Genomic DNA, 21,372 nt, shown 5'->3' with positions numbered 1-21,372 from the left:
CGGCGAGAAAAGAACAGGAAATTCGATGACACAGAACAAGATTCGTAAGCAAGTTCATCTGGGTGCTCACTTCCCCGGTGTGAACAACACCACCGTATGGGCTGATCCGGCCTCGAAGAGTCAGATCGAGTTCAGCTCGTTCGAGCATCTTGCACGCAGTGCCGAACGCGGCCTGTTCGACTTCTTCTTCCTCGCCGAGGGGCTGCGACTGCGCGAACATCAGGGCAAAATTCACGATCTCGACGTGGTCGGCCGCCCGGACACCTTCAGCATTCTCAACGCGATTGCCGGTGTGACAACACATCTCGGATTGGCCGGAACAATCAACACCACCTTCAACGAACCGTACGAGTTGGCCAAACAGTTCTCCACGCTCGATCATCTCTCGGACGGCCGGGCAGCCTGGAATCTGGTCACCTCGTCGGACGCTTTCACCGGTGAGAACTTCCGCCGCGGTGGATATCTGGAACACTCGCAGCGATACGCCCGCGCCAACGAATTGGTCGACGCGGTGCGGACACTGTGGGACAGTTGGAGTGTCACTCGCCCGCTCGTCGACCGTGAGCGCGGAATCTTTGCCACCGACCAGCAGGTCGGCCAGTTCTCGCACACCGGCGAACAATTCGACATCTCCGGACGATTCGAAGTACCTCGAAGCCCGCAAGGTCACCCAGTTCTCCTGCAGGCAGGTGACTCCGACGAAGGCCGAGAATTCGGGGCAGCCAAAGCCGACGCCATCTTCACCGGCCACGGAACGCTCGAAGCCGGAAAGGCTTTCTACGCGGACGTGAAGGGGCGCCTCGCCAAGTACGGACGGACGCATGCCGACCTCAAAATTCTCCCCGCCGCCACCTTTGTCCTCGGTGACAACGCGGCTGACGCCCAGGAGAAGGCGTATCATGTTCGGAGGCAGCAGGTCGGACCGCAGACCGCTATCGCGTTCCTCGAACAAGTCTGGGGCCGAGACCTTTCCGAGTACGACGCCGACGGCCCGCTGCCGAAGGAAGACCCGACGGACGACGTCAACATCACCCGTGGACGCGTCCGTCACGTCAAGGATCCCCGCGCCGTTGCGGACCAGTGGCGAGCAAAGGCCGAAGCGGAAAACCTCAGCATCCGTGAACTGATCATCGACGTGACTGCCCGTCAACAGTTTGTGGGCAGCGCAGCGGAGGTGGCTGCCGAGATCGACAGCTACGTCCAGGGTGACGCGAGTGACGGATTCATCCTCGTCCCCCATCTCACGCCGGCGGGTCTCGACGAGTTCATCGACACCGTTGTACCCGAGTTGCAGGACCGCGGCAGTTTCCGCACGGAGTACGAAGGAACAACTCTGCGCAGCCACCTCGGGTTGCGTCATCCCCACGAGCAGGCCGAAGGAGTTCGCGCATCATGACCGTCACCGAGACCAGAGACACCACCTTTGTCGGCGAATGGACTGCGTGGCATGCGTTGCGCGACGCCACCTTTGCCGAGCCGCTCGGTTGGCTGAGCCTGACCGCCCTGCACTGGCTGGTGGACACCGATTCCACTTTCTCGGACCTACCGGGTGCATGGCGGGCCGACGCAGATGCTGTTGTCGTCACCGCGAGGCCGGCAGACGACCTCTCGATCGACGGTGTTGCCGTGGACGGTTCGGTCACCCTGACGCCCGTCGAAGGCGCGCCGGGATTGATCGTGAATCAGGGGCCGCGTCGAGTCGAGGTCATCCGCCGCACCGGTGAGGTCGCTCTGCGCATTCACGATCCGCTTGCACCGGCTCTGGCGCAGTTCAGCGGTATCCCGACCTTCGTTCCGAATCCGCAGTGGCGCATTGACGCTGTCTTCACCGCTTTCAACGAGGCTCGAACAGTGACGACGGGCGCCGTCGTCGAGAGGCTCGAACATCACCACGATGCGCGCGGAACAATCAGTTTCGAGTACGACGGTGAAACTCGGACTCTGATTGCCTTCGCCGGCAAAGACGACGGCTTTCACATTCTGTTCACCGATGCGACCAGCGGGGTGACCACCTATCCGGCAGCGCGTTCGCTGCACGTAAGCCCACCAGTGCCCGGTGGTGCGGTAGTCCTCGATTTCAATCGTGCGTCGAATCTGCCGTGCGCCTTCACCGATTACGCGACGTGCCCCGTAGCCCCCGCGGAGAATCGCCTTCCGTTTGCGGTCGAAGCCGGCGAGAAGATTCCGGAAGTGCATTGACATGACGGTGCCGCTGTCAGTTCTGGACCTGTCGCCGATCAGCGAGGGCAGTACGGCGCGAGACGCGCTGCGAAACTCGCTGGACCTCGCGCGATCTGCCGAATCCTGGGGGTACAAGAGGTACTGGGTTGCCGAGCACCATTTTGTCGGCGTCGCGAGCTCGTCCCCGGCAGTACTCGTCGGGCTGATTGCTGCTGCCACCAACACTATTCGCGTCGGGTCCGCTGCCGTGCTGCTGGGTAACAACACGGCGGCCGAGGTGGTGGAGGCATTCGGTACCGTCGACGCGTTGTACCCGGGCCGGATCGATCTGGGTATCGGCCGCAGCGGCCAACGGCGGGTGGAAGCGCTTCGAGCCGTTGCCGCCGGCAAGACCGTGCCTGGTGCACCCAGGGAGACAGTGGTGCGTGAGGGTGTTGTGATCCCGGCGCCGTTCGATATTTCCGGACTGCTCACGTCACCGCGTCTGCAGGCGTCGCTGGAGGCCTTGGCATTTCCCGGCGCACAGGCCCCCGAGTTCGAGGATCACGTCGGCGAGATCCTGGCCCTGTTGAACGGCACCCACCGCACCCGTGACGGCATCGAATTGCACGCGAGTCCTGGCGAAGGCGCCGACGTCGAGGTGTGGGTGTTCGGCAGCAGTGCCGGGCCGAGTGCGGAGCTCGCGGGCAAGCTGGGGTTGCCCTTCGGCGCGAATTACCATGTGGCGCCGTCGAGCACACTCGAAGCGGTGCAGGCTTACCGCGCCGCGTTCCGCCCCTCGGACACGCTGGCGGAGCCGTATGTCGTGGTCTCTGCGGATGTCGTTGCGGCGGAGGACGACGCCACAGCGCGGGAGTTGGCGTCCACCTTCGGGCATTGGGCACACAGTATTCGCAGCGGTGCCGGAGCAATTCCGTACCCGGATCCCGCGACTGCGCTCCCGTTGCCCGAGCGCGAGCGCGCCTTGGTGGAGGACAGGCTGATCACTCAGTTCGTCGGCTCGCCCAGCACTGTTGCGGACCGGCTCGAGCGTCTGCAGAAGCTGACCGGTGCAGACGAATTGGTGATCACCGGCGTTACTCATAGTCATGAGGACCGACTGCGCTCGTACCAGTTGTTGGCCAGGGAGTGGGGACTGCCTGCGCTGCTGGCGGCGTGAGTGCGGCGAGTGAGCATAGGTTTCGGCAAGTGAGCAGCCCCTCCTGCAGGCGGGAAGGGCTGCTCACTGCGCAGAACCTATGTCAGCTCTTCAGCAAACCCGACTCCTACGCTCCGATCGCCCCCGCGATCATCGGCCAGGACGCGCGCATGTCCGCTTCGAAGAGCCCCCACGTGTGGGTGCCCTCGGGGCGGTAGCTGAATGTGGCCGGTATGCCGAGTTGTGCGAACCGCCCCTGCAGCGCAGCGGTACACAGTTGAGTGATCCCTTCGAGCACGCTGCCGGGAATGACTCCGGCGATCGCGGGGATCGAGTTGATGCCGTCCACCGGTCCGGGGATACCGTTACCCGTGGCGATGAAGAGCTGTGTGCCGCGGAGCTTTTCGGCGTTGACCAACGGGTCGTGGGCAGCCCACTGCGGTCCGCCCGGCCGGCCCCACATGTTGTGGACGTTGCCGCGTCCGAGAACTTCCACCATGGATCGAACCGCCATCTGCCCCAGCCCGTCGACGGTTCGAGGACAACCACTGTACGAACCGACAGCGCGGTACAGTCCCGGCGCCTGAATGGCGAGGTCCAGTACCGGCCCGCCGGCCATCGAAACTCCGCCGAGAGCGTTCACCCCGGTTGTGTTGTAGCGAGAGTTCACCGCCGCGGGGAGTTCCTGCGTCAGGTACGTCTGCCATTTGTTGCGGCCGAGCGCCGGGTCGTCGGCATTCCAGTCGGTGTACATGCTGTACTTGCCGCCGATCGGCATCACCACGTTGACGTGTTTGTCGTCGAAGAAATCGCGAACCCCGGTGTTGTTGAACCACGAGATCCCGTCTTCGCCGCCGCCGACCCCGGTCAAGAGGTAGAACGTGGGCGCTGGGCCCCCGCCGGCGGGGGAGATGACATCGTTGCTGATCCACCGGTCCATGGACGGTGAATAGACGTCGAACCTCGTGACCGTGGACTGTGCCGACGCAGTAGGGGCGGTCAGGCTCAGAAAGCCTGCGACCATTACCGCCGCCATCGTGAGATGGATACCGAAGTGTTTCCCGAATCGCGTCACGATCACGTCTCCCCACGTTTGATGCTGACGGTTGCTGCTCGTCCCGGCGAATTGTGTATACCAACAGTGGCACAATGCGAAGCAGAGTAACGAATGTCCGTTATTCAGCTGGGTGAGTGGTGGAGGGCGGTCTCGTGGGTGCACAACCGGATCGACCTGCGCCCGATCTTGTGCGTCTGGGCTTCGGATTGGCGTCGATCACGCTTGCCACGGCCCGGCGAGCGGCGACTGCCGTGTTGGACTCCGTTCCGCGGATTCCGATCGTCGGAGAGCCGCTGGACCACGCAATTGCTCAGGTGAGTGCCCTCGGCAACGACGCAATCGCCTCTACCGCCGCGTTTGCCGACACAACCTTGCGGACGGTGATCAAGGCCGTGGTGGCAGCGGCGCTGGACGAAGTCGACATCACCAAGATCGTCATCGACAACGTCGACCTCGACACTATTGCCGAAACCATCGACGTCGACAGGATCGCCGAACGTGTGTCGCTGGAACCGATCATCGATCGCATCGACGTGGACGACATTGCGCGGCGATTGGATGTCGAAGCAGTGATCAATCGGCTCGACCTCGACGGCATCGTCGATTCCGTCGACATCGAACGGCAGATCTACCGGGTTGATCTGGTGAAGATCGCGGACCAGGTCATCGAGGGCGTGGATCTGCCACAGATCATCCGCGAGTCCACTGGGTCGTTGTCCACCGAAGCGGTCCAGGGTGCCCGCGTGCAGGGGATGCAGGCAGACGACGCCGTTGCGGATTTTGTCGGTCGACTCTTCGGACGCGACAAGACCGACAGGACCGACAAGACCGACAAGAACAACGAGAACGCAGGGCAGGAGTAGTGGCGACATCCCAGAATTCGGGTCCCGCCGGAATTGTGACCCGCGGTATCGCCGGAGCGATCGACCTGGGTGTTGTACTCGTTCTGATGGGCGGTGGATACCTCGCGGTGGCCTTTGTGCGACTGCTGTTCTCGCCGCAGACGTTCACGTTCTCCCAGCCCGGGATCTTCCTGTCCACGACGGCATTCATCACGGTCTCGACTGTGTATCTGACGGTGTGCTGGGCGACCACCGGCCGAACTGTCGGCAATGTGGTCATGGGCTTGCGGGTCATCACGTCGGGGCATCGGCTGGTTCGCTGGCCGCTGGCACTTGTTCGGGCCGTGCTGTGTGTGCTTTTTGCCTTCGGGCTCGGCTGGGCGGTCATCGATCGGCGTCGACGCTCGTTGCAGGACATCGTGCTGCGGACGGCGGTGGTGTACGACTGGCGTCAAGATCCGGACATCGTCGTTACCCACGGAGTGGAGCACTCGTGACCGAACCCAATAGACCGGACGAACGATTCACCCTCGCCAGCGAGCGAACCTTCCTGGCGTGGATGCGAAGTTCGTTGGCGCTGTTGGCCGGTGGGATCGCGATAGTGCAGTTGGTTCCGGGGTGGAGTACCGGGTGGGTGCGCACCACGCTCGGTCTTGTCCTGATTGTGTTGGCGGCGGCAGCCGCACTGGTGGGGATGCGTCGGTGGTTGCAGGTGAAGAAGGCGCTCGAAGACGGAGCCCCGATGCCGGAACCGCACGCGCTCTGGCTGTTTGCCCTGGCACTGGCCGCCGTGGCGGTTGCGGCCGGAGTGGCAACGGTGGTTACGAGCCTCGCCCGCTGATCCACACGTAGAAGTCCTGGAGTGGCCTGGATAGTGTGCAGAGAAGGCGATTTACACGTCATAGCAAAACAAAGACGAAGAGGAGCACACAGTGGCGCAGGAGCTCAAGCTCGGATACAAGGCCTCGGCGGAGCAGTTCGGGCCTCGGGAGCTGGTGGAGCTGGCAGTTCTCGCCGAACAGCACGGCATGGATTCCGTTGCGGTCAGTGACCATTTCCAGCCGTGGCGACACAACGGCGGCCACGCACCGTTCTCACTGGCCTGGATGACGGCAGTGGGCGAGCGGACCGAGCGCGTGCAGATCGGCACGTCGGTGATGACTCCGACGTTCCGCTACAACCCGGCCGTTATCGCGCAGGCTTTTGCGACCATGGGTTGCCTGTACCCGGGACGCATCATGCTCGGTGTGGGCAGTGGTGAGGCGCTCAACGAGATCGCCACCGGATTCCAGGGCGAGTGGCCGGAGTTCAAGGAACGCTTTGCGCGGCTGCGCGAGTCGGTTCGGCTGATGCGCGAACTGTGGCTCGGTGACCGCGTCGACTTCGAGGGTGAGTACTTCACGACTCGCGGCGCCTCGATCTACGACGTTCCCGAGGGTGGTATCCCCGTGTACATCGCAGCCGGTGGACCGGTTGTGGCTCGGTACGCGGGCCGCGCCGGTGACGGCTTCATCTGCACGTCCGGCAAGGGCATGGATCTCTACACCGAGAAGCTGCTGCCCGCAGTGGCGGAAGGCGCTGCCAAGGCCGAGCGTGACGTCGCCGAGATCGACAAGATGATCGAGATCAAGATCAGCTACGACACCGATCCCGAAGCCGCGCTCGAGAACACCCGATTCTGGGCGCCGCTTTCGCTCACTCCGGAGCAGAAGCACAGCATCGAAGACCCCATCGAAATGGAAGCAGCAGCCGACGCGCTGCCCATCGAGCAGGTCGCGAAGCGCTGGATCGTCGCGTCCGATCCCGACGACGCCGTCGAACAGGTCAAGGCCTATGTCGACGCCGGACTCAACCACCTCGTGTTCCACGCACCCGGACACGATCAGCGCCGGTTCCTCGAACTGTTCGAGCGCGATCTCGCACCGCGGTTGCGCGCACTGGGCTGACGGACAAGCACATCCTTGACGGTGCCTGCCACTCGCCGCGTGGCAGGCACCGTTCGTCTGTCTCGGTGCCACCGGTGGGCTGATTCTCGGTGACGGTCACCACTCATTCGAGCAAGCTGGATAGGTGGCCCCACTAAGCTGTGGGGCATGTCCAGCGCGCCTGCACCCGTGTCGAGTGTCTACATTGCTTCTCCCGAAGGTGATACCGGGAAGTCCACCATTGCATTGGGCGTGATGCAGATGTTGTGCGCGACGGTCGCCCGCGTCGGCGTTTTCCGCCCCATCGCTCGGTCGACTGCCGAGACTGACTACATCCTCGAATTGTTGCTCGAGCACACCACAGCCGATTTGTCGTACGAGGATGCTCTCGGTGTCACGTACGAGCAGGTGCACGAAGATCCGGAGGCGGCGCTCGCGGACATTGTCGCGAAATACCATGAGGTGGCCGAGCGCAGCGACGCCGTGGTGATCATCGGCAGCGATTACACGGATGTCGCGAGTCCCAGCGAGTTGGGTTTCAACGCCCGAATTGCCGCGAATCTGGGTGCCCCGGTGTTGTTGGCGCTGAAGGGCGCTCGTCGCACCACACCGGAAATACTTCAGCTGGCGCAACTGTGCGCGTCCGAATTGTCCTCGAACCACGCGCATTTGCTGGCAGTGGTTGCCAATCGCTGTGATCCAGCCACGCTCGACGACGTGAATGCGGCATTGGCCGGCTTGGGTGTTCCGACCTGGAGCCTGCCGGAGATTCCGCTTCTCATCTCGCCCACGATGGCAGAGTTGATGGAGGCCACCGGTGGCGAATTCTATTCGGGCGATTCCGAATTGCTGCACCGCGAGGCATTGAAGGTGATGGTGGGCGGGATGACCGCCGAGCATATTCTCGAACGGCTCACCGAGGGAATGGTGGTGATCGCTCCCGGTGATCGCTCCGACGTTCTGTTGGCATTGATGAATGCGCATGAAGCAGAAGGGTTTCCCTCGCTGGCCGGCATCATCATGAACGGTGGAATTACCCCGCACCCGGCGATCGCCGCACTGATGGCCGGGCTCAAGCAGCGTCTGCCGATCCTGACGACAAAGCTCGGAACCTTCGACACCGCCAGTGCCGCAGCGCAAACGCGCGGCCGCGTCGCCGTCGGATCGCAGCGTAAGGTCGACACCGCGTTGAGTTTGATGGAACAGCACGTCGACGCCGCAACCTTGTTGGGCCGGATGGCATTACCGATTCCGTCGGTCATGACGCCGCAGATGTTCGAGTACAAGTTGATCGACCGCGCTCGCGAGAACCGCAAGCACATCGTCCTGCCGGAAGGTGGCGACGACCGTATCCTTCGGGCCGCCGGCCGAGTTCTGCAGCGTCAGGTTGCCGATCTGACCATTCTCGGTGACGAGGCAAGCGTGCGCCGACGGGCCGGTGAACTGGGCGTCGACATCAGTGCCGCTCGGATCCTGGCGCCGGCGCAGTCCGAGTACACGGAACGATTTGCGCAGGAGTACGCCGCGATTCGCGCCCACAAGGGCATGACCGTCGAACGGGCCCGCGACGTGATCGCGGACATCTCGTACTTCGGAACCATGATGGTGCACTTGGGAATTGCCGACGGGATGGTCTCCGGTGCCGCGCACACCACCGCGCATACGATCCGGCCGTCGTTCGAGATCATCAAGACGGCGCCGGGTGTGTCGACGGTGTCCAGCATCTTCCTGATGTGCCTGGCGGACCGTGTTCTCGCGTACGGTGATTGCGCTGTCGTCCCGGATCCGAGTGCGCAGCAGTTGGCGGACATCGCTATCTCGTCCGCGCAGACTGCGAGCCAGTTCGGTATCGATCCGCGCGTTGCGATGCTCTCGTACTCCACCGGGGATTCGGGTTCCGGCGCCGACGTCGACAAGGTTCGTGCCGCAACCGCCCTGGTGCGCGAGCGACGCCCTGACCTGCTGGTGGAAGGACCCATTCAGTACGATGCCGCGGTCGAGCAAAGCGTCGCCGACCAGAAGTTGCCGGATTCACTGGTGGCAGGCAAGGCGACCGTGTTCATATTCCCCGACCTCAACACGGGCAACAACACGTACAAGGCTGTGCAACGCAGTGCCGGGGCGATTGCCGTCGGCCCCGTTCTGCAGGGGTTGAACAAACCTGTCAACGATCTTTCGCGCGGCGCGCTGGTTCAGGACATTGTCAACACGGTGGCCATCACGGCCATTCAGGCGCAGGGAGCGTAAGCATGAGCGACGGCACCGTACTGGTCATCAATTCCGGCTCCTCGTCCATCAAATTTCAACTCGTACACCCGGATACGGCGGAGTTGGTGGCACACGGACTCATCGAGCGCATCGGTGAATCCGACGGCCACATCGTCTACAACCACCGCACCGGAACCTCGGACCGCAACCTCCTCATTGCCGATCATCGCGCTGGACTGAAGATGGTTCTCGAGATTGTCGCCGAAGTGGGGCGGCCACTGAGCGAGGCCGGCGTCATCGCTGTCGGGCACCGGGTAGTACACGGCGGGAACGTCTTCTACGCGCCGACGCTGATCGACGATTCTGTTGTCAAGGCGATCTCCGACCTGTCGACCCTTGCGCCACTGCACAATCCGGCAAACGTGATCGGCATCGAGGTGGCTCGCGAGGAATTGCCCGACGTACCGCACGTCGCCGTATTCGACACTGCCTTCTTCCACACACTGCCGGCGGCCGCGTCGACGTACGCGATCGATCGGGACGTCGCCGAAGCCAACCAGATTCGTCGATACGGATTCCACGGCACGTCCCACGAGTACGTATCCGGCCGGGTCGCCGCATTCCTGGGCAAGGATCCGGCAGACTTGAATCAGATTGTCCTGCACCTGGGCAACGGTGCGTCGGCGTCGGCGATCAAGGGTGGCAAGGCAATCGACACCACGATGGGCCTCACTCCGCTCGAGGGCCTGGTCATGGGAACCCGCAGCGGAGATATCGACCCCGGCATCATCTTGCACCTCAACCGGAACTCGGGCATGAAGGTAGACGAGATCGACGACCTTCTCAACCGCCGCTCCGGGCTGAAGGGACTCTCGGGTGTCAACGACTTCCGGGCACTGCTCGAGCTGATCGCAGCCGGAGACCAGCACGCGATGCTCGCCTACGACGTCTACATCCACATGCTGCGAAAGTACATCGGCGCCTTCATCGTTCAACTGGGCGGCGTCGACGTCATCACTTTCACCGGAGGAGTTGGGGAGAACAACATCGACGTCCGCCGTGACAGCCTCGCGGGCCTGAGGCGTCTGGGCATCGAGGTCGACGCAGTACTCAACGAGACGAAGAGTCGCGACGAGCGTCGTATCTCTGCATCCTCGTCGGCCGTGGAGGTGCTGGTGATCCCCACCAACGAGGAATTGGCGATCGCGCGCGCGGCGCAGGCGCTGGTTTCCGAACTCCGGTAAATCTCGCACTGCCCGCTTCGTGATCAGAAATTACTGTGCGGCCGAACGCTGTTCGCGAGGTCGACCAGAGCATAGCGATGCGTTCGGGAGACGGTGGTACGGGCCAGCGTCCGAAGACACATTTCGGCACCCGTGCGCAAACCGCGCTCGGTGAAGGGCAGATCGAGGATGGGTTCGAGTTCGTCGTGCGCTCGGTTTCCGGCCCTGATCCAGTCCAGTGCCGTGCCCAGTACCAGGGTCCGCATCTGCAGGCAGCGACCCTCGTCGGCCGGCAGGGCGCGGACGCGTCTGGCAGCCTCTCGGAGCGTTGCCTCGTCGAGGTTTGCTATCTCGGTACGCGAGAGCATCGTCAGCACGCTGGTCATGCGGGCAACGTTGTAATGGCGTGAGCTGGTGGGGACCTCGTCCAGCGCCGTGACCGCGGCACCGGTGTCGCCGCGTTCGGCAAGTTGGCGTGCCAACCCGAATGCCGCGCTGACGTAGTTGTGGTCGGTCCGCCAAACCGTGCGGTAGTACTTACCGGCGAAGCGGCACCATTGATCAGGATCCTCGGAATCCCATTGTTGCAGTACCAATTCAGCGGTTGCGGCCAGTGCGAGTTTAGGCGCCAACTCGCCGGGCAAAGCCGTGAGAACCGATTCGAAATGGGTGAAAGCCGATTCGAATGCGCTCTGCTGCAATCCCACCAGTCCGCGGTACCACTCGATCTTCCAATGGTCGCCGATGGTGGAATGCAGGTCGTCGAGTATCTTCTGCGCGGCTTCGGGATCACTCAGGTCCAGGTGCGCTTTGGCTTCGGCCAGTCGGAACTCCCCGGAAAACGCCGCCTCGGTTGCTGAGGCAACCCGATCGATCCCACCCTCACGGGCGCGGCGGAGTGCGTCGAGGGTCTGGGACGGCTCACTGTGGACGGCCGCGGCCAGCAACGGTGCACTCGGATCGGTGGGGTCGACCAAGGGGATGGGAAGTGCATGCGCAACCTCGAGTGGATCGAGACCGCTGTCGCGGGAATTGCCGTCGACGTACACGTCGGTCTGCGCAACCAGATCGTCGGTGCCGAAAGAGGTTCGTTGTCTACTGAATACGAGTGAGAGTCCCGGGTTTTCCTGGCCGCTCTGGTGCGCCAGTACCTCGTGGAGAACACCGACAAGTTGGCCGCCGATCTCGTCCGCAGACTGGAATCGTTTCTTCGGATCCGGATCGGTGGCGCGCAGAAGCAACCGGTGGAAGAACTCGTACTCGCTCAGCACCGGCTCGTCGGCAGGATCGGGAAGACCGTCGAGGTAACGGCCGTGTTTGGAGGGCATGTCGAGAGTGAGCACGGCAAGTGTACGGCCGACGGTGTAGATGTCGGACGCAACCGTCGGCCCGGTCTCGATGATCTCGGGGGCCTGGTAACCCGCTGTGCCGTACAGGTATCCGAAATCTTCGATTCCCGACACGGCGCCAAGGTCGATGAGTTTCAACTGGTCCTCGGTGACCATGACGTTCTCGGGTTTGAGGTCGTTGTACGCCAAGCCGGTGGAGTGCAGATAACTCAGGGCGGGAAGGATCTCCAGTACATACCCGATGGCCTGCTCGATCGGCATGTGACGGCCGTCGGGGAACGTAGCGAGTACTTCTCGGAGCGATCGCCCACCGACGTATTCCATGACGATGTAGCCCATGGGGGTGCCGTCGGGGCGAGGGTGCTCGACGAAGTTGAAGATCTTGACGATGCTGGGATGCGCTACTTCTGCGAGGAACTGCCGTTCGGCAACCGCGACGGCCTGTGCCTCGGAATCACCGAAGTGTAAGAGTCCCTTCAGAACTACCCAGCGGTCGCTGACATTGCGGTCGATCGCGAGATAGATCCACCCGAGGCCACCGTGAGCTATCGGCCCCTGCACCTCGTACTGACCGGAAACCAGTTCGCCTTCTTCGAGCAGCGGACGGAAGTCGAAAGTCGAACCGCACTTGGGGCACACACCACTCTGGCGCGCGGACGTGCCTGCCGCCTTGCGGCCCACCGGTTCTCCGCACTTCCAACAGAAACGTTTGCGTTCGGGAACCGTCGCATCGCTCATCACCGCCGACGCCGGGTCTACGTGGGGAACCGGGGGAACCTCGACCAGACCGCCGCCCAGACGGAGTTTGCGTGTCGAGCGCGAGCGGCGGGAACGAGTGGACCGGCCCGTCGGCGTCGACACGGAGGAGGGAACGGACTCACGTAACTGTGCGGATGTCTGCTCGGGGCGGGCAGCGGCCACGGTGAAATCCGGCTCGAATCGCGGCGCCGCCTGTGTGGCAGCGTGATCGGGCTCGCCGTTCCGATCCCCGCCGTTCTGATCCTCGTCTTTCGGATCTCGAGATTCTGTCATGACCGCCTCAATCCCGATACGCGGCAGGTGGGGGACCAGGAGTCGGTCCGAGCATGGTGAGCCAACGGTCGTAGAGAGAGTTCCAGGTGCCGTCGGTGCGGATCCGGTCCAGGGTGCCGTTCACGAATCGGACCAGATCGGTGTTGCCGGCGTTGATGCCGATCCCGTACGGTTCGGTGCCCAACGAACTTCCGACCATGTCGAGATACGGGTCCTGCGAGGCAAGTCCGGCAAGAATGGTGTCGTCGGTGCTGATGGCGTCGACCTGCCCTTGTTGAAGTACCACAAGGCAATCCGACCACATCGGGACAGTGACAACCGTGGCCGCGGGTTGTAGTTTCTGGATGCGGCTCAGTGACGTCGTCCCGTTCGCGACACAGACCCGTTTATCGGCCAGGTCGTCGATATTGCGAATATCGGATCCCCGGACGACCAGAATGCGTTGGCGCGCAGTGAAGTATTCACTGGAGAACTCGATCTTCTCCCGCCGCTCGCAGGTGATGGACATGGTCTTGACCACGATGTCCACGGTGGAATCCTGCAGGGCTTCGATCCGCTCGTCGGACGTCAGGATTCGGTATTCGATCTTCTCGGGATCGCCGAGGACATCGCGGGCAACTTCACGGGCGATGTCGACGTCGAAACCCTCGAGGCGTCCGGTTGCGGGATCGCGGAAGCTCATGAGGTTGCTGCCGGTATCGAGTCCGACGATGAGGCGGCCACGTTCGCGAATCTTGTCGACACTCGGCTGCGGCGGGCGAGGATTTGCGTCGGCCGGGACCGGACGCAGGCTGGCCGTCGGATCTCCACAGTCGGCCGACGTTGTCGGCGTAGGGCTGGGCGCGATGGTCGCTTCAGCAGGTAGCGGCGGCTGCGTGTATGGCGTGGTGGTGGACGAGATGAGCTCCTCGCCGGGTTGGCCGCCGCACGCAACCAGGAACAGCGCGGCCGCACCTGCCGCAACCAGCGCACGCGCTTTTCCTCTGCCGCTCACTGATACTCCCGCAGCCGTGGCCAGAATCCGGCGGCGATACCGACAACGCCAAGTACGGCCAGCATCGTCACTCCCGGAGCCGACGCTGACAACACACGCGAGGCGTGTGAGATGTCGGCGCGAAGGCTCTCACGGGAATCCGTTATCGCTTCCCACAAGGCGTCGTCGAGCGCGCGGTACTCGGCAGCGGAATCTTCCGCACCCGATCCGACGGCGATGTTCGCAGCTCCCGTGAAATCTCCGACGCCGAGGCGCAGAGCCATCCGATCGTGCGCCGCCACCCATTGATCGCGGGCGTCGATCGCCTGCGTGAGCACGGCGGTATCAACTCCCGACCGCCCATTGCCTTGCAGCTCACGGAGAATGGCGTCGACGTTGCTCACCTTGTTGATGAAGATGTCGGTCTCGTCGCCGTCGGAATCACGCTGGGCCAAACCCAGAGTCTCAACTGTTCGCGCTTGCTGGGCCATGATGCGGGCCTCGGTCAACTCGTGCAGCGGACCCGCTCCCGCGTCGAGCGCGCGGGTGGTGGTGATCGCCGAGATCAACCCGACCGTCAACAGCCAGATCAGCGCTGCAGCAACAGATATCGAGGCGAGGATCAATCCGAGATTGAAGCGTCGACGGCTGTGTTGCGCGATGCGGATCTGGACTGCGATGAGCATGGACAATGCCAGTGCAAATGCGATGATCGGCCACCACGGTGGGCGGACAAAATCATTCTGAACCTTGGTGACCTGCGCTTCTTGTGCGGAATGCAGGTGCTGAGCCGTGGGAAGCAAGGACGTTTGCATCAGATTCGACGCCTCGCCGAGATACGCGGCGCCCACAGGGTTTCCGACGCGATTGTTGGCACGCGCCGTCTCGATCAGCCCGGTGTACACAGTGAGGTCGGTCGAGATGGAGGTGAGGGCGGCTTGGCCGGCCATGTCCACAGTGTCGAGTCCGGCGGACGCGTTCACTATTTCTGCCGACGCCTCGCCGATCGACTGTGTATAGCGGTCGCGCACCGCCGGCGGTTCCAGTCCACCCCAGATGAACGCGGTGGCTGCGGCCGCGTCGGCAACCGACAGTGCGCTGTAGAGATTCTGAGCGGAGTTGGCAAGCGGTTCGGTTTCCGTCAGGACGTTGCCCAGGCGCGCTTGACGGTTCTCGATAGTCGCGGCGGCCAGGAATCCCGCCGCCAGGGTGAGCAAGATCAGGACTATCCCGACAGCGGTGAGGCGCCCGGGGGTCGACGTCATGAAATCGCGAAGTTCGCTCTGGATCATCGGCCTGGAGGCGGCTGTATCCACCGGGTCCTCGTCAGGCGGAGCGGGTGCGGTGCGAGGCTCGAGGGAGGGTGTCACGCGGCTGACCATCGAACACCTCTCACTCTCTGCACTCGGGCTGGAGGATCACTGGATTGCGGCCTCTTCGCGAGCATATAAGTATGGTCCGCACCGAGGGCAGATTGAACGGGTTAGTGTGGGGCAGGATAGTGGCGAATTTAAAGGCAGGGCGAGGTAGTCGATGCGTGGTGACGGTGACGGTTGGTCGGTCGGATCGGACGGAACTCGGCATTGGGGGCGTCACGGCGCCGCCGGATTGTTGTTGCGTGCCCCTGACGTAGACGGAACTCCGATGGTGCTGCTCCAGCATCGTGCGGCGTGGAGCCATCAGGGCGGAACCTGGGCTTTGCCGGGTGGCGCGCGTGACTCGCACGAAAACACAACGCATGCGGCAGTTCGCGAAGCACACGAAGAAGCCGGAATCGACGAGTCGTCGGTGCGGGTGCGGGGAGACGTCGTCACCATGCGCGCAGAGAGCGGATGGACCTATACGACGGTGGTTGCAGACGTCGAAAGTCCACTCGAGACGGTCGCGAACGGTGAGAGCACCGAATTGCGGTGGGTGCGCGAGGACGACGTCGAGAGCCTGCCGCTACATCCAGGATTTCATTCGGCCTGGCCGAGTTTGCGAACGTCCGTGGTTCCGGCGGACGAGGGAACGGATCAAGGCGGTGCCCGGACTGTTGTATTGCCGGACGGACGATTCGGTTGGACGTCGGGTAGTGCGGATTCTCTACAAGACGCCTCGGAGGCATCTCGCGCCCAGGCGTAGGACGGCTTCTCGCGCTCAGGCGTAAGACACTCCCGAGAAATACAAGAAGGGTCGGACTCGTCAGAGCCCGACCCTTTTCGTTGTAGTTTCGGCGCGGGCGGCAACGCGAACGAAGGGTCCGCAGCCAGCCGAAACGGCGCTCAGCTGAGCGTGTTCAGCGCGGTGATGAAGGAAACGGCGGTGATGCCGAGCTTGAGCAGTTCGCTGATCTTGCCGAGGTTCAAGTCTTCGAGTGAAGCGGTGCTCAGCGAGGCGGTGTCGATCGATCCCATGAAAACTCCTAAATTCGAATTGTTAGCTGAAGGTAAGCTATATCAGGAGAGTGCTGAACGCGGGACCAATGGACAGATCTGTGACCAAAATCACTAATTGGGATCATTCGGGCTGGTTAACGGACAATCGTGCAGCTTGTTTCTTGTCGAACTGGACAAGTTGACCAGTCTGGAACTTGCAGCTGGCCGCGAGCTGAACTGGAAGGTAACTAGAACACCATCATGTCGGCGAGGCGGCGCGCGGCTGCCTGCGGATCCGCGGCTTCCGTGATCGCACGAACGACGACAATTCGGGTGGCTCCGGCTTCGATGACCTCCGGAACGCGCGCCTCGTCGATGCCGCCGATCGCAAACCAGGGGCGCGTCGGCGTTGCATCGGCAGTCGAGCGGACCAGATCCAAGCCGGCCGCGCTGCGGTTCGGCTTGGTCGGTGTCGCCCAGACGGGGCCGGTGCAGAAGTAGTCGACGCCCTCTTCGATTGCAGCCAAACTTGCCTGCGCGCGTGAGCTCGTGGAACGGCCGATGACAACGTCGTCGCCGACAACCGTCCGCGCGTAGGGGACGGGGATGTCATTCTGACCCAGGTGCAACACATCGGCGCCTGACGCCATAGCCAGGTCGGCGCGGTCGTTGACGGCCAGGAGTGCGCCGTGACGCCTCGCGGCAGCCGAGAGAACGCCAAGCGCGATCAGCTCGTCCTTGGCTTCGAGCGGCCCGAACTCGCGCTCGCCTGCGGAGCCCTTGTCCCGGAGCTGAATGATGTCGACGCCACCGGACAACGCGGCTTCCGCGAACTGTGCAAGGTCGCCTTTGTCGCGACGTGCGTCGGTGCACAGGTACAGCCGTGCTGCTGCCAGGCGCTCGCGCCGGTCGAAGAGGTTACTGGGATGTGTGGGGTGCACGAAGCAAACGGTAGCCTCTAGGAAGCAAGGTTCGACACGGGAGTCCCGAAACTGTGCTGTCGCATTTGTCGCGAAGGCAAAGTTCGTGGGGCTGAGAGGGGATCGCGGCAAAGATCCCGACCGTCAGACCTGACCCGGATCATGCCGGCGCAGGAAGAAAAGGGTGGAATTTGTCATGAGCACGCACGCACGCTCGGTTGCGGTGGTCGGCGGGGGAGTCATCGGACTGTCCATTGCCTGGTACGCAGCGCGCGACGGATGGGCAGTACAGCTGTACGACCCGGCGATCGGAACCGGCGCATCCTGGGTCGCCGGTGGAATGCTCGCCCCGCTGTCCGAAGGATGGCCAGGTGAGGAAACGGCATTGACCGTCGGCGCAGCCTCGTTGGAGCGGTGGCCGGATTTCGGCGCGCACCTGCAGAAGTTCGGACCGTCGGTGTTCACCACCGACAGTTCACTCACCGTCGCTCTCGACAGCGCCGACGCCCAGGACCTGGTGACCATCGCGGAATGGGTCAGCGCGCAGGGACACGAACTACAGATCCTCGGCCGAGCGCAGATCCGTGAACTCGAACCGATGCTCGGCCGCGGCATTCGCTCGGGGCTCATGGCTGTCGGTGAATCCGCTGTCGACAATCGTGTGTTGCTGGCAGCTCTGCAGGCCGCGTGCGTGGCGTCGGGCGTCGAATTGATCAACTGCGCTGTCCACGATCTCGCGGAACTCGATACCGATCAGATCGTGCTGAGTGCGGGAATCGCCTCACCGAAGCTGTGGCCAGGATTACCCGTTCGGCCGGTCAAAGGTGAGATCCTGCGTTTGCGCAGCCGGCCGGGAGTGACGCCGGCGCCCAGTCGAACCATCCGCGGCAGCGTCCACGGCCGACCCGCGTACCTCGTGCCGCGCGGCGACGGAATCGTGGTCGGTGCAACACAATACGAATCGGGCGAGGACACGCAGGTCACTATGGCCGGTGTGCGAGACCTGATCAACGACGCCGAAGCACTCATGCCGGCGATCGGTGAATACGAACTCTACGAGTGCGCGGCCGGCTTGCGTCCGATGACGCCGGACAATCTACCGCTGATCGGGCGGGTCTCGGAGCGTGTTGTCATCTCTACCGGGCACGGCAGGAACGGGGTGCTCCTGACTCCGGTCACCGCAGACGCGACACTCGCGTTGTTGAACGGCACATCATTGGTCGAGGTCAAAGGAACCGAACCCCAGCGGTTCGCAGCAGTGAAGGAAAATTCATGAGTGAGCAGGTCCCGATCGGGATCACCGTCAACGGCGAAGAACTCGAATTCGATCGAGCCGTCACGGTGACCGAACTTCTGACACACCTCGAACTGCCAAGCAAGGGAATTGCCGTCGCCGTCGACGGTGCGCTCTTCCCGCGTGGGCGCTGGGACGAATCCGTCTCGCGTGGTTGGGAAATCGAGATCCTCACGGCGGTGCAGGGTGGCTGAACACGATCTCCTGACTATCGCGGGCCGTACGTTCGGCTCGCGGCTCATCACCGGCACCGGCGGCGCTGCCAACCTCGCAGTTCTCGAGGAAGCGCTGGTCGCATCCGGCACCGAACTGACCACTGTCGCGATGCGACGCGTCGACGCTGCCGGCGGTACCGGCGTGCTGGATCTGCTTCGGCGCCTCGGAATCGAACCACTACCGAACACGGCCGGATGCCGCGGCGCGGCCGAAGCGGTGTTGACGGCGCAGCTGGCACGTGAGGCGCTCGAGACCAGTTGGGTGAAACTCGAAGTCATCGCCGACGAGCGAACCCTGCTGCCCGACGCCATCGAACTTGTCTCCGCTGCAGAACAATTGGTCGACGACGGATTCACCGTGCTGCCGTACACGACGGACGATCCGGTTCTGGCGCTTCGGCTCGAAGAGGTCGGTTGCGCGGCGGTCATGCCGCTCGGTTCGCCCATCGGGACCGGGCTTGGCATCGCGAACCCGCACAACATCGAGATGATCGTCGAACGCGCAGGCGTGCCGGTCATTCTCGACGCCGGAATCGGAACGGCCAGCGACGCAACACTTGCCATGGAGCTGGGCTGCGACGCAGTGCTTCTCGCAACGGCGGTCACCAGGGCCAAGAATCCCGCGCTCATGGCGTCGGCGATGCGTCATGCCGTCGTTGCCGGTTTCGAGGCCAGGCACGCCGGCCGGATCCCGAAACGATTCTGGGCGCAGGCATCCTCCTAGGGGTCTTCTCGGGGTGGTTCCCGGGGTCCACGTCCTACCTGGGTACCACGTCGAACTAGACCTGCGACCGATGTGCAGGCGGTGCCGGATCAGGCAGAGTTCTGCTCATGATTGAACTGAGGGGATTGACCAAGGTTTACGGACCGACCAAGGCGGTGGACGATCTGACGTTCACCGTCCGCCCCGGCATCGTCACCGGGTTCCTCGGACCCAACGGTGCCGGCAAGTCGACGACGATGCGGATGATCCTGGGGTTGGATCGCCCGACGTCGGGTGAGGCGCTGATCGAAGGCAAGTCGTACCGCGAGCTCAAGGATCCGTTGCGTACCGTCGGCGCTTTGCTCGACGCGAAGTGGGTTCATCCGAACCGCAGCGCCAGGGCGCACCTGCAGTGGATGGCCGCGTCGAACGGGATTCCGAAGTCTCGGGTAGACGAGGTTCTCGGCCTCGTGGGGCTGTCCGAGGTTGCGGGCAAGAAGGCCGGCGGGTTCTCGCTCGGTATGTCTCAGCGTCTCGGCCTGGCCGGTGCGCTGCTGGGTGACCCGAAGGTGCTCCTGTTCGACGAGCCCGTCAACGGTCTCGATCCGGAGGGCATCGTCTGGATCCGTAAGTTCATGCAGCGACTGGCTGCCGAGGGACGCACCGTGCTGGTATCGAGCCACTTGCTGTCGGAAATGGCTTTGACCGCGGAACAATTGGTTGTCATCGGTCGAGGTCGACTGATCTCGGACTCGACTGTCGCCGAGTTCGTCGATCGTTCGTCCGAGTCGACGGTTCGAGTGCGTAGTCCTCAGCTCGATGCATTGCGCAGCGTGTTGACGTCGCAGGGATTGACGGTGCGCGAAGACGGTTCGAGTGTTGTTCCCGCTCTGGTCGTTGTCGATTCCACCACCGAAATCGTGGGTAACTTGGCTGGTGCGCAGGGAATTGTGCTGCACGAGTTGGCTTCTCAGCGTGGTTCGCTCGAGGATGCCTTCATGAAGCTCACCGGCGACGATGTCCAGTACCACGCGACCGGGGTCACAGGCCCCGCCGTCGCGCAACCGAACGCTCACCAGAATGTCATGGGAGGTGCACTGTAATGGCTGTTCTCAGTGCTGAACGCATCAAGATCACCACGACCAAATCGCCACTCTGGTGCTCGGTCATCATCGTTGTTCTCGCTCTCGGATTTGCCGCCATCATGGGCACGGTAGCCAAGTCTGCGCTGACGTCGGACGCCCAAGGCGCCCCCGAACTCGACGCGGCACTTGCCACCGCCGGAATCTCGGGCTTCGGAATCATGGTCCTCATGATCATGGCGGCACTCGCGATCACCAGTGAGTACCGCTTCGGAACGATTCGCACCACATTCCAGGCAGTGCCCAATCGGGCATCGGTTCTCGCCGCCAAAGCCGGCCTGATCGGTGGATTCGGGGCAGTCCTGACCTTCGTTCTGGCATTCGGTGCCTACGCGATGGCCAAGGTCTTGGCCGGTGCCGACGCCAGCGTCGGCTTGACGCTGTCGAGCAGCTCTGACTGGCGCGCGATGTACGGCATCCCGATCTACGCGTTCTTCTGCGTGGTACTAGCCGTGGGTGTCGGTGCGATCATTCGTCAGTCGGCCGGCGCGATCGCCTTACTGCTGCTGTGGCCACTGCTCATCGAGAGCCTCTTTTCACTGTTCGGCAGCTTCGGCGAGAAGATCATGCCGTTCCTGCCCTTCAACAACGCAAACCACTTCCTCAGCCCTGAAATGACGACCGGCGATTTCCACTGGGGACCGTGGGGCAGCCTGATCTACTTCGCGGTGTTCGTGCTGGTCATCTTCGGCATCAGCATTGTCCTGGTGAATCGCCGCGACGCCTGACCTCGACGCCTGACCTCGACGCCTGACACTGTGCGCCCTTGTCGACCGCCCGCGGTTGATAAGGGCGCACTGCCGTTTCCTTATC

At 63.1% G+C, this 21,372-nt stretch carries 21 protein-coding genes and 1 riboswitch; of the genes, 15 read left to right on the top strand and 6 right to left on the bottom strand.

The window, feature by feature from the left end; genetic code table 11:
- Positions 1-25 precede the first annotated feature (25 nt).
- The 3 genes from EEB13_RS06645 to EEB13_RS06635 are packed head-to-tail and all read left to right on the top strand — an operon-like array spanning position 26 to position 3,340.
- Complete coding sequence (locus EEB13_RS06645; RefSeq protein ID WP_095886796.1) at positions 26-1,396, top strand: NtaA/DmoA family FMN-dependent monooxygenase; 1,371 nt, start codon at positions 26-28, stop codon at positions 1,394-1,396.
- A complete protein-coding gene (locus EEB13_RS06640) occupies positions 1,393-2,199 on the top strand; it encodes a DUF1684 domain-containing protein (RefSeq protein ID WP_141484872.1) in 807 nt (268 codons plus the stop codon). The genes EEB13_RS06645 and EEB13_RS06640 overlap by 4 nt, the downstream gene beginning before the upstream one ends.
- A 1-nt stretch (position 2,200) precedes the next feature.
- Positions 2,201-3,340 (top strand): LLM class flavin-dependent oxidoreductase, encoded by a 1,140-nt coding sequence (locus EEB13_RS06635; protein ID WP_141484871.1) that lies wholly within the window; start codon positions 2,201-2,203, stop codon positions 3,338-3,340.
- Positions 3,341-3,446: 106 nt separating this feature from the next.
- Here the strand turns inward: EEB13_RS06635 and EEB13_RS06630 are convergent, their stop codons facing one another.
- Positions 3,447-4,355: an alpha/beta hydrolase gene (locus EEB13_RS06630; RefSeq protein ID WP_045066596.1), complete on the bottom strand. Its 909-nt coding sequence runs from the start codon at positions 4,353-4,355 to the stop codon at positions 3,447-3,449.
- A gap of 173 nt (positions 4,356-4,528) precedes the next feature.
- On the opposite strand from EEB13_RS06630, the gene EEB13_RS06625 reads away from it, so the two are divergent.
- The 6 genes from EEB13_RS06625 (at position 4,529) to EEB13_RS06600 (ending at position 10,595) form a co-directional block, all read left to right on the top strand.
- Positions 4,529-5,239, top strand: a complete 711-nt coding sequence (locus EEB13_RS06625; protein WP_045066595.1) for a hypothetical protein — start codon at positions 4,529-4,531, stop codon at positions 5,237-5,239.
- Positions 5,239-5,715 (top strand): RDD family protein, encoded by a 477-nt coding sequence (locus EEB13_RS06620; protein WP_045064034.1) that lies wholly within the window; start codon positions 5,239-5,241, stop codon positions 5,713-5,715. Before EEB13_RS06625 ends, EEB13_RS06620 begins: the two co-directional genes overlap by 1 nt.
- Positions 5,712-6,059, top strand: coding sequence for a YidH family protein (locus tag EEB13_RS06615; protein ID WP_033235620.1), 348 nt, complete (start codon positions 5,712-5,714; stop codon positions 6,057-6,059). Before EEB13_RS06620 ends, EEB13_RS06615 begins: the two co-directional genes overlap by 4 nt.
- A gap of 91 nt (positions 6,060-6,150) precedes the next feature.
- On the top strand, positions 6,151-7,164 hold the full coding sequence (gene fgd / locus EEB13_RS06610) for a glucose-6-phosphate dehydrogenase (coenzyme-F420) (RefSeq protein WP_033235619.1): 1,014 nt from the start codon (positions 6,151-6,153) through the stop codon (positions 7,162-7,164).
- 147 nt (positions 7,165-7,311) lie between these two features.
- Entirely contained in the window at positions 7,312-9,390 is a 2,079-nt protein-coding gene (gene pta / locus EEB13_RS06605; protein WP_045064032.1) for a phosphate acetyltransferase, read from the top strand.
- A gap of 2 nt (positions 9,391-9,392) precedes the next feature.
- Positions 9,393-10,595: an acetate kinase gene (locus tag EEB13_RS06600; RefSeq protein WP_033235617.1), complete on the top strand. Its 1,203-nt coding sequence runs from the start codon at positions 9,393-9,395 to the stop codon at positions 10,593-10,595.
- 23 nt (positions 10,596-10,618) lie between these two features.
- Here EEB13_RS06600 and EEB13_RS06595 read toward each other — a convergent pair whose 3' ends face one another.
- From EEB13_RS06595 to EEB13_RS06585, 3 genes are read right to left on the bottom strand one after another with little or no spacing between them, the layout of a single operon-like run.
- On the bottom strand, positions 10,619-12,955 hold the full coding sequence (locus EEB13_RS06595; RefSeq protein ID WP_141484870.1) for a serine/threonine-protein kinase: 2,337 nt from the start codon (positions 12,953-12,955) through the stop codon (positions 10,619-10,621).
- A gap of 7 nt (positions 12,956-12,962) precedes the next feature.
- Positions 12,963-13,892 carry a glutamate ABC transporter substrate-binding protein gene (locus tag EEB13_RS06590; protein WP_242484647.1) on the bottom strand — a complete coding sequence of 310 codons (930 nt, stop codon included), beginning with the start codon at positions 13,890-13,892 and terminating at the stop codon, positions 12,963-12,965.
- Positions 13,893-13,945: 53 nt separating this feature from the next.
- Positions 13,946-15,298, bottom strand: a complete 1,353-nt coding sequence (locus EEB13_RS06585; protein WP_258956882.1) for a hypothetical protein — start codon at positions 15,296-15,298, stop codon at positions 13,946-13,948.
- A 163-nt stretch (positions 15,299-15,461) separates the two neighbouring features.
- Between EEB13_RS06585 and EEB13_RS06580 the strand changes: the two genes are divergently transcribed.
- Complete coding sequence (locus EEB13_RS06580) at positions 15,462-16,052, top strand: NUDIX hydrolase (RefSeq protein WP_045064023.1); 591 nt, start codon at positions 15,462-15,464, stop codon at positions 16,050-16,052.
- A gap of 140 nt (positions 16,053-16,192) precedes the next feature.
- Here the strand turns inward: EEB13_RS06580 and EEB13_RS31920 are convergent, their stop codons facing one another.
- Together EEB13_RS31920 and thiE are read right to left on the bottom strand one after the other, a co-directional pair.
- Positions 16,193-16,324, bottom strand: coding sequence for a hypothetical protein (locus EEB13_RS31920; RefSeq protein ID WP_255285215.1), 132 nt, complete (start codon positions 16,322-16,324; stop codon positions 16,193-16,195).
- A gap of 209 nt (positions 16,325-16,533) precedes the next feature.
- Positions 16,534-17,226: a thiamine phosphate synthase gene (gene thiE / locus EEB13_RS06575; RefSeq protein WP_033235613.1), complete on the bottom strand. Its 693-nt coding sequence runs from the start codon at positions 17,224-17,226 to the stop codon at positions 16,534-16,536.
- Between the two features lie 26 nt (positions 17,227-17,252).
- Positions 17,253-17,399: riboswitch (TPP riboswitch) on the top strand.
- Positions 17,400-17,401: 2 nt separating this feature from the next.
- Between thiE and thiO the strand changes: the two genes are divergently transcribed.
- The 5 genes from thiO (at position 17,402) to EEB13_RS06550 (ending at position 21,287) form a co-directional block, all read left to right on the top strand.
- Positions 17,402-18,481, top strand: coding sequence for a glycine oxidase ThiO (gene thiO, locus EEB13_RS06570; RefSeq protein ID WP_141484869.1), 1,080 nt, complete (start codon positions 17,402-17,404; stop codon positions 18,479-18,481).
- The gene (gene thiS, locus EEB13_RS06565) at positions 18,478-18,693 is read left to right on the top strand and encodes a sulfur carrier protein ThiS (protein WP_033235612.1); all 216 of its coding nucleotides are present in this window, start codon (positions 18,478-18,480) and stop codon (positions 18,691-18,693) included. Before thiO ends, thiS begins: the two co-directional genes overlap by 4 nt.
- The gene (locus EEB13_RS06560) at positions 18,686-19,438 is read left to right on the top strand and encodes a thiazole synthase (protein WP_033235611.1); all 753 of its coding nucleotides are present in this window, start codon (positions 18,686-18,688) and stop codon (positions 19,436-19,438) included. Before thiS ends, EEB13_RS06560 begins: the two co-directional genes overlap by 8 nt.
- A gap of 107 nt (positions 19,439-19,545) precedes the next feature.
- A complete protein-coding gene (locus EEB13_RS06555) occupies positions 19,546-20,520 on the top strand; it encodes an ABC transporter ATP-binding protein (protein ID WP_033235610.1) in 975 nt (324 codons plus the stop codon).
- Positions 20,520-21,287, top strand: a complete 768-nt coding sequence (locus EEB13_RS06550; RefSeq protein WP_033235609.1) for an ABC transporter permease subunit — start codon at positions 20,520-20,522, stop codon at positions 21,285-21,287. Before EEB13_RS06555 ends, EEB13_RS06550 begins: the two co-directional genes overlap by 1 nt.
- The last annotated feature ends 85 nt before the right edge of the window (positions 21,288-21,372 follow it).

Origin of the sequence: Rhodococcus sp. WS3 (assembly GCF_003797085.1) — a bacterium.
Lineage (GTDB): Bacteria > Actinomycetota > Actinomycetes > Mycobacteriales > Mycobacteriaceae > Rhodococcus_F > Rhodococcus_F globerula.
This window is presented reverse-complemented; position numbering and strand designations above follow the sequence as displayed.

Bases quoted from the DNA above. Each gene is read 5' to 3' on its own strand.
- EEB13_RS06645 (WP_095886796.1), top strand. From the start codon at position 26: ATGACACAGAACAAGATTCGTAAGCAAGTTCATCTGGGTGCTCACTTC.
- EEB13_RS06640 (WP_141484872.1), top strand. From the start codon at position 1,393: ATGACCGTCACCGAGACCAGAGACACCACCTTTGTCGGCGAATGGACT.
- EEB13_RS06635 (WP_141484871.1), top strand. From the start codon at position 2,201: ATGACGGTGCCGCTGTCAGTTCTGGACCTGTCGCCGATCAGCGAGGGC.
- EEB13_RS06630 (WP_045066596.1), bottom strand. From the start codon at position 4,355: ATGGCGGCGGTAATGGTCGCAGGCTTTCTGAGCCTGACCGCCCCTACT.
- pta (WP_045064032.1), top strand. From the start codon at position 7,312: ATGTCCAGCGCGCCTGCACCCGTGTCGAGTGTCTACATTGCTTCTCCC.
- EEB13_RS06600 (WP_033235617.1), top strand. From the start codon at position 9,393: ATGAGCGACGGCACCGTACTGGTCATCAATTCCGGCTCCTCGTCCATC.
- EEB13_RS06595 (WP_141484870.1), bottom strand. From the start codon at position 12,955: ATGACAGAATCTCGAGATCCGAAAGACGAGGATCAGAACGGCGGGGAT.
- EEB13_RS06580 (WP_045064023.1), top strand. From the start codon at position 15,462: ATGCGTGGTGACGGTGACGGTTGGTCGGTCGGATCGGACGGAACTCGG.
- EEB13_RS31920 (WP_255285215.1), bottom strand. From the start codon at position 16,324: ATGGGATCGATCGACACCGCCTCGCTGAGCACCGCTTCACTCGAAGAC.
- thiO (WP_141484869.1), top strand. From the start codon at position 17,402: ATGAGCACGCACGCACGCTCGGTTGCGGTGGTCGGCGGGGGAGTCATC.
- thiS (WP_033235612.1), top strand. From the start codon at position 18,478: ATGAGTGAGCAGGTCCCGATCGGGATCACCGTCAACGGCGAAGAACTC.
- EEB13_RS06555 (WP_033235610.1), top strand. From the start codon at position 19,546: ATGATTGAACTGAGGGGATTGACCAAGGTTTACGGACCGACCAAGGCG.
- EEB13_RS06550 (WP_033235609.1), top strand. From the start codon at position 20,520: ATGGCTGTTCTCAGTGCTGAACGCATCAAGATCACCACGACCAAATCG.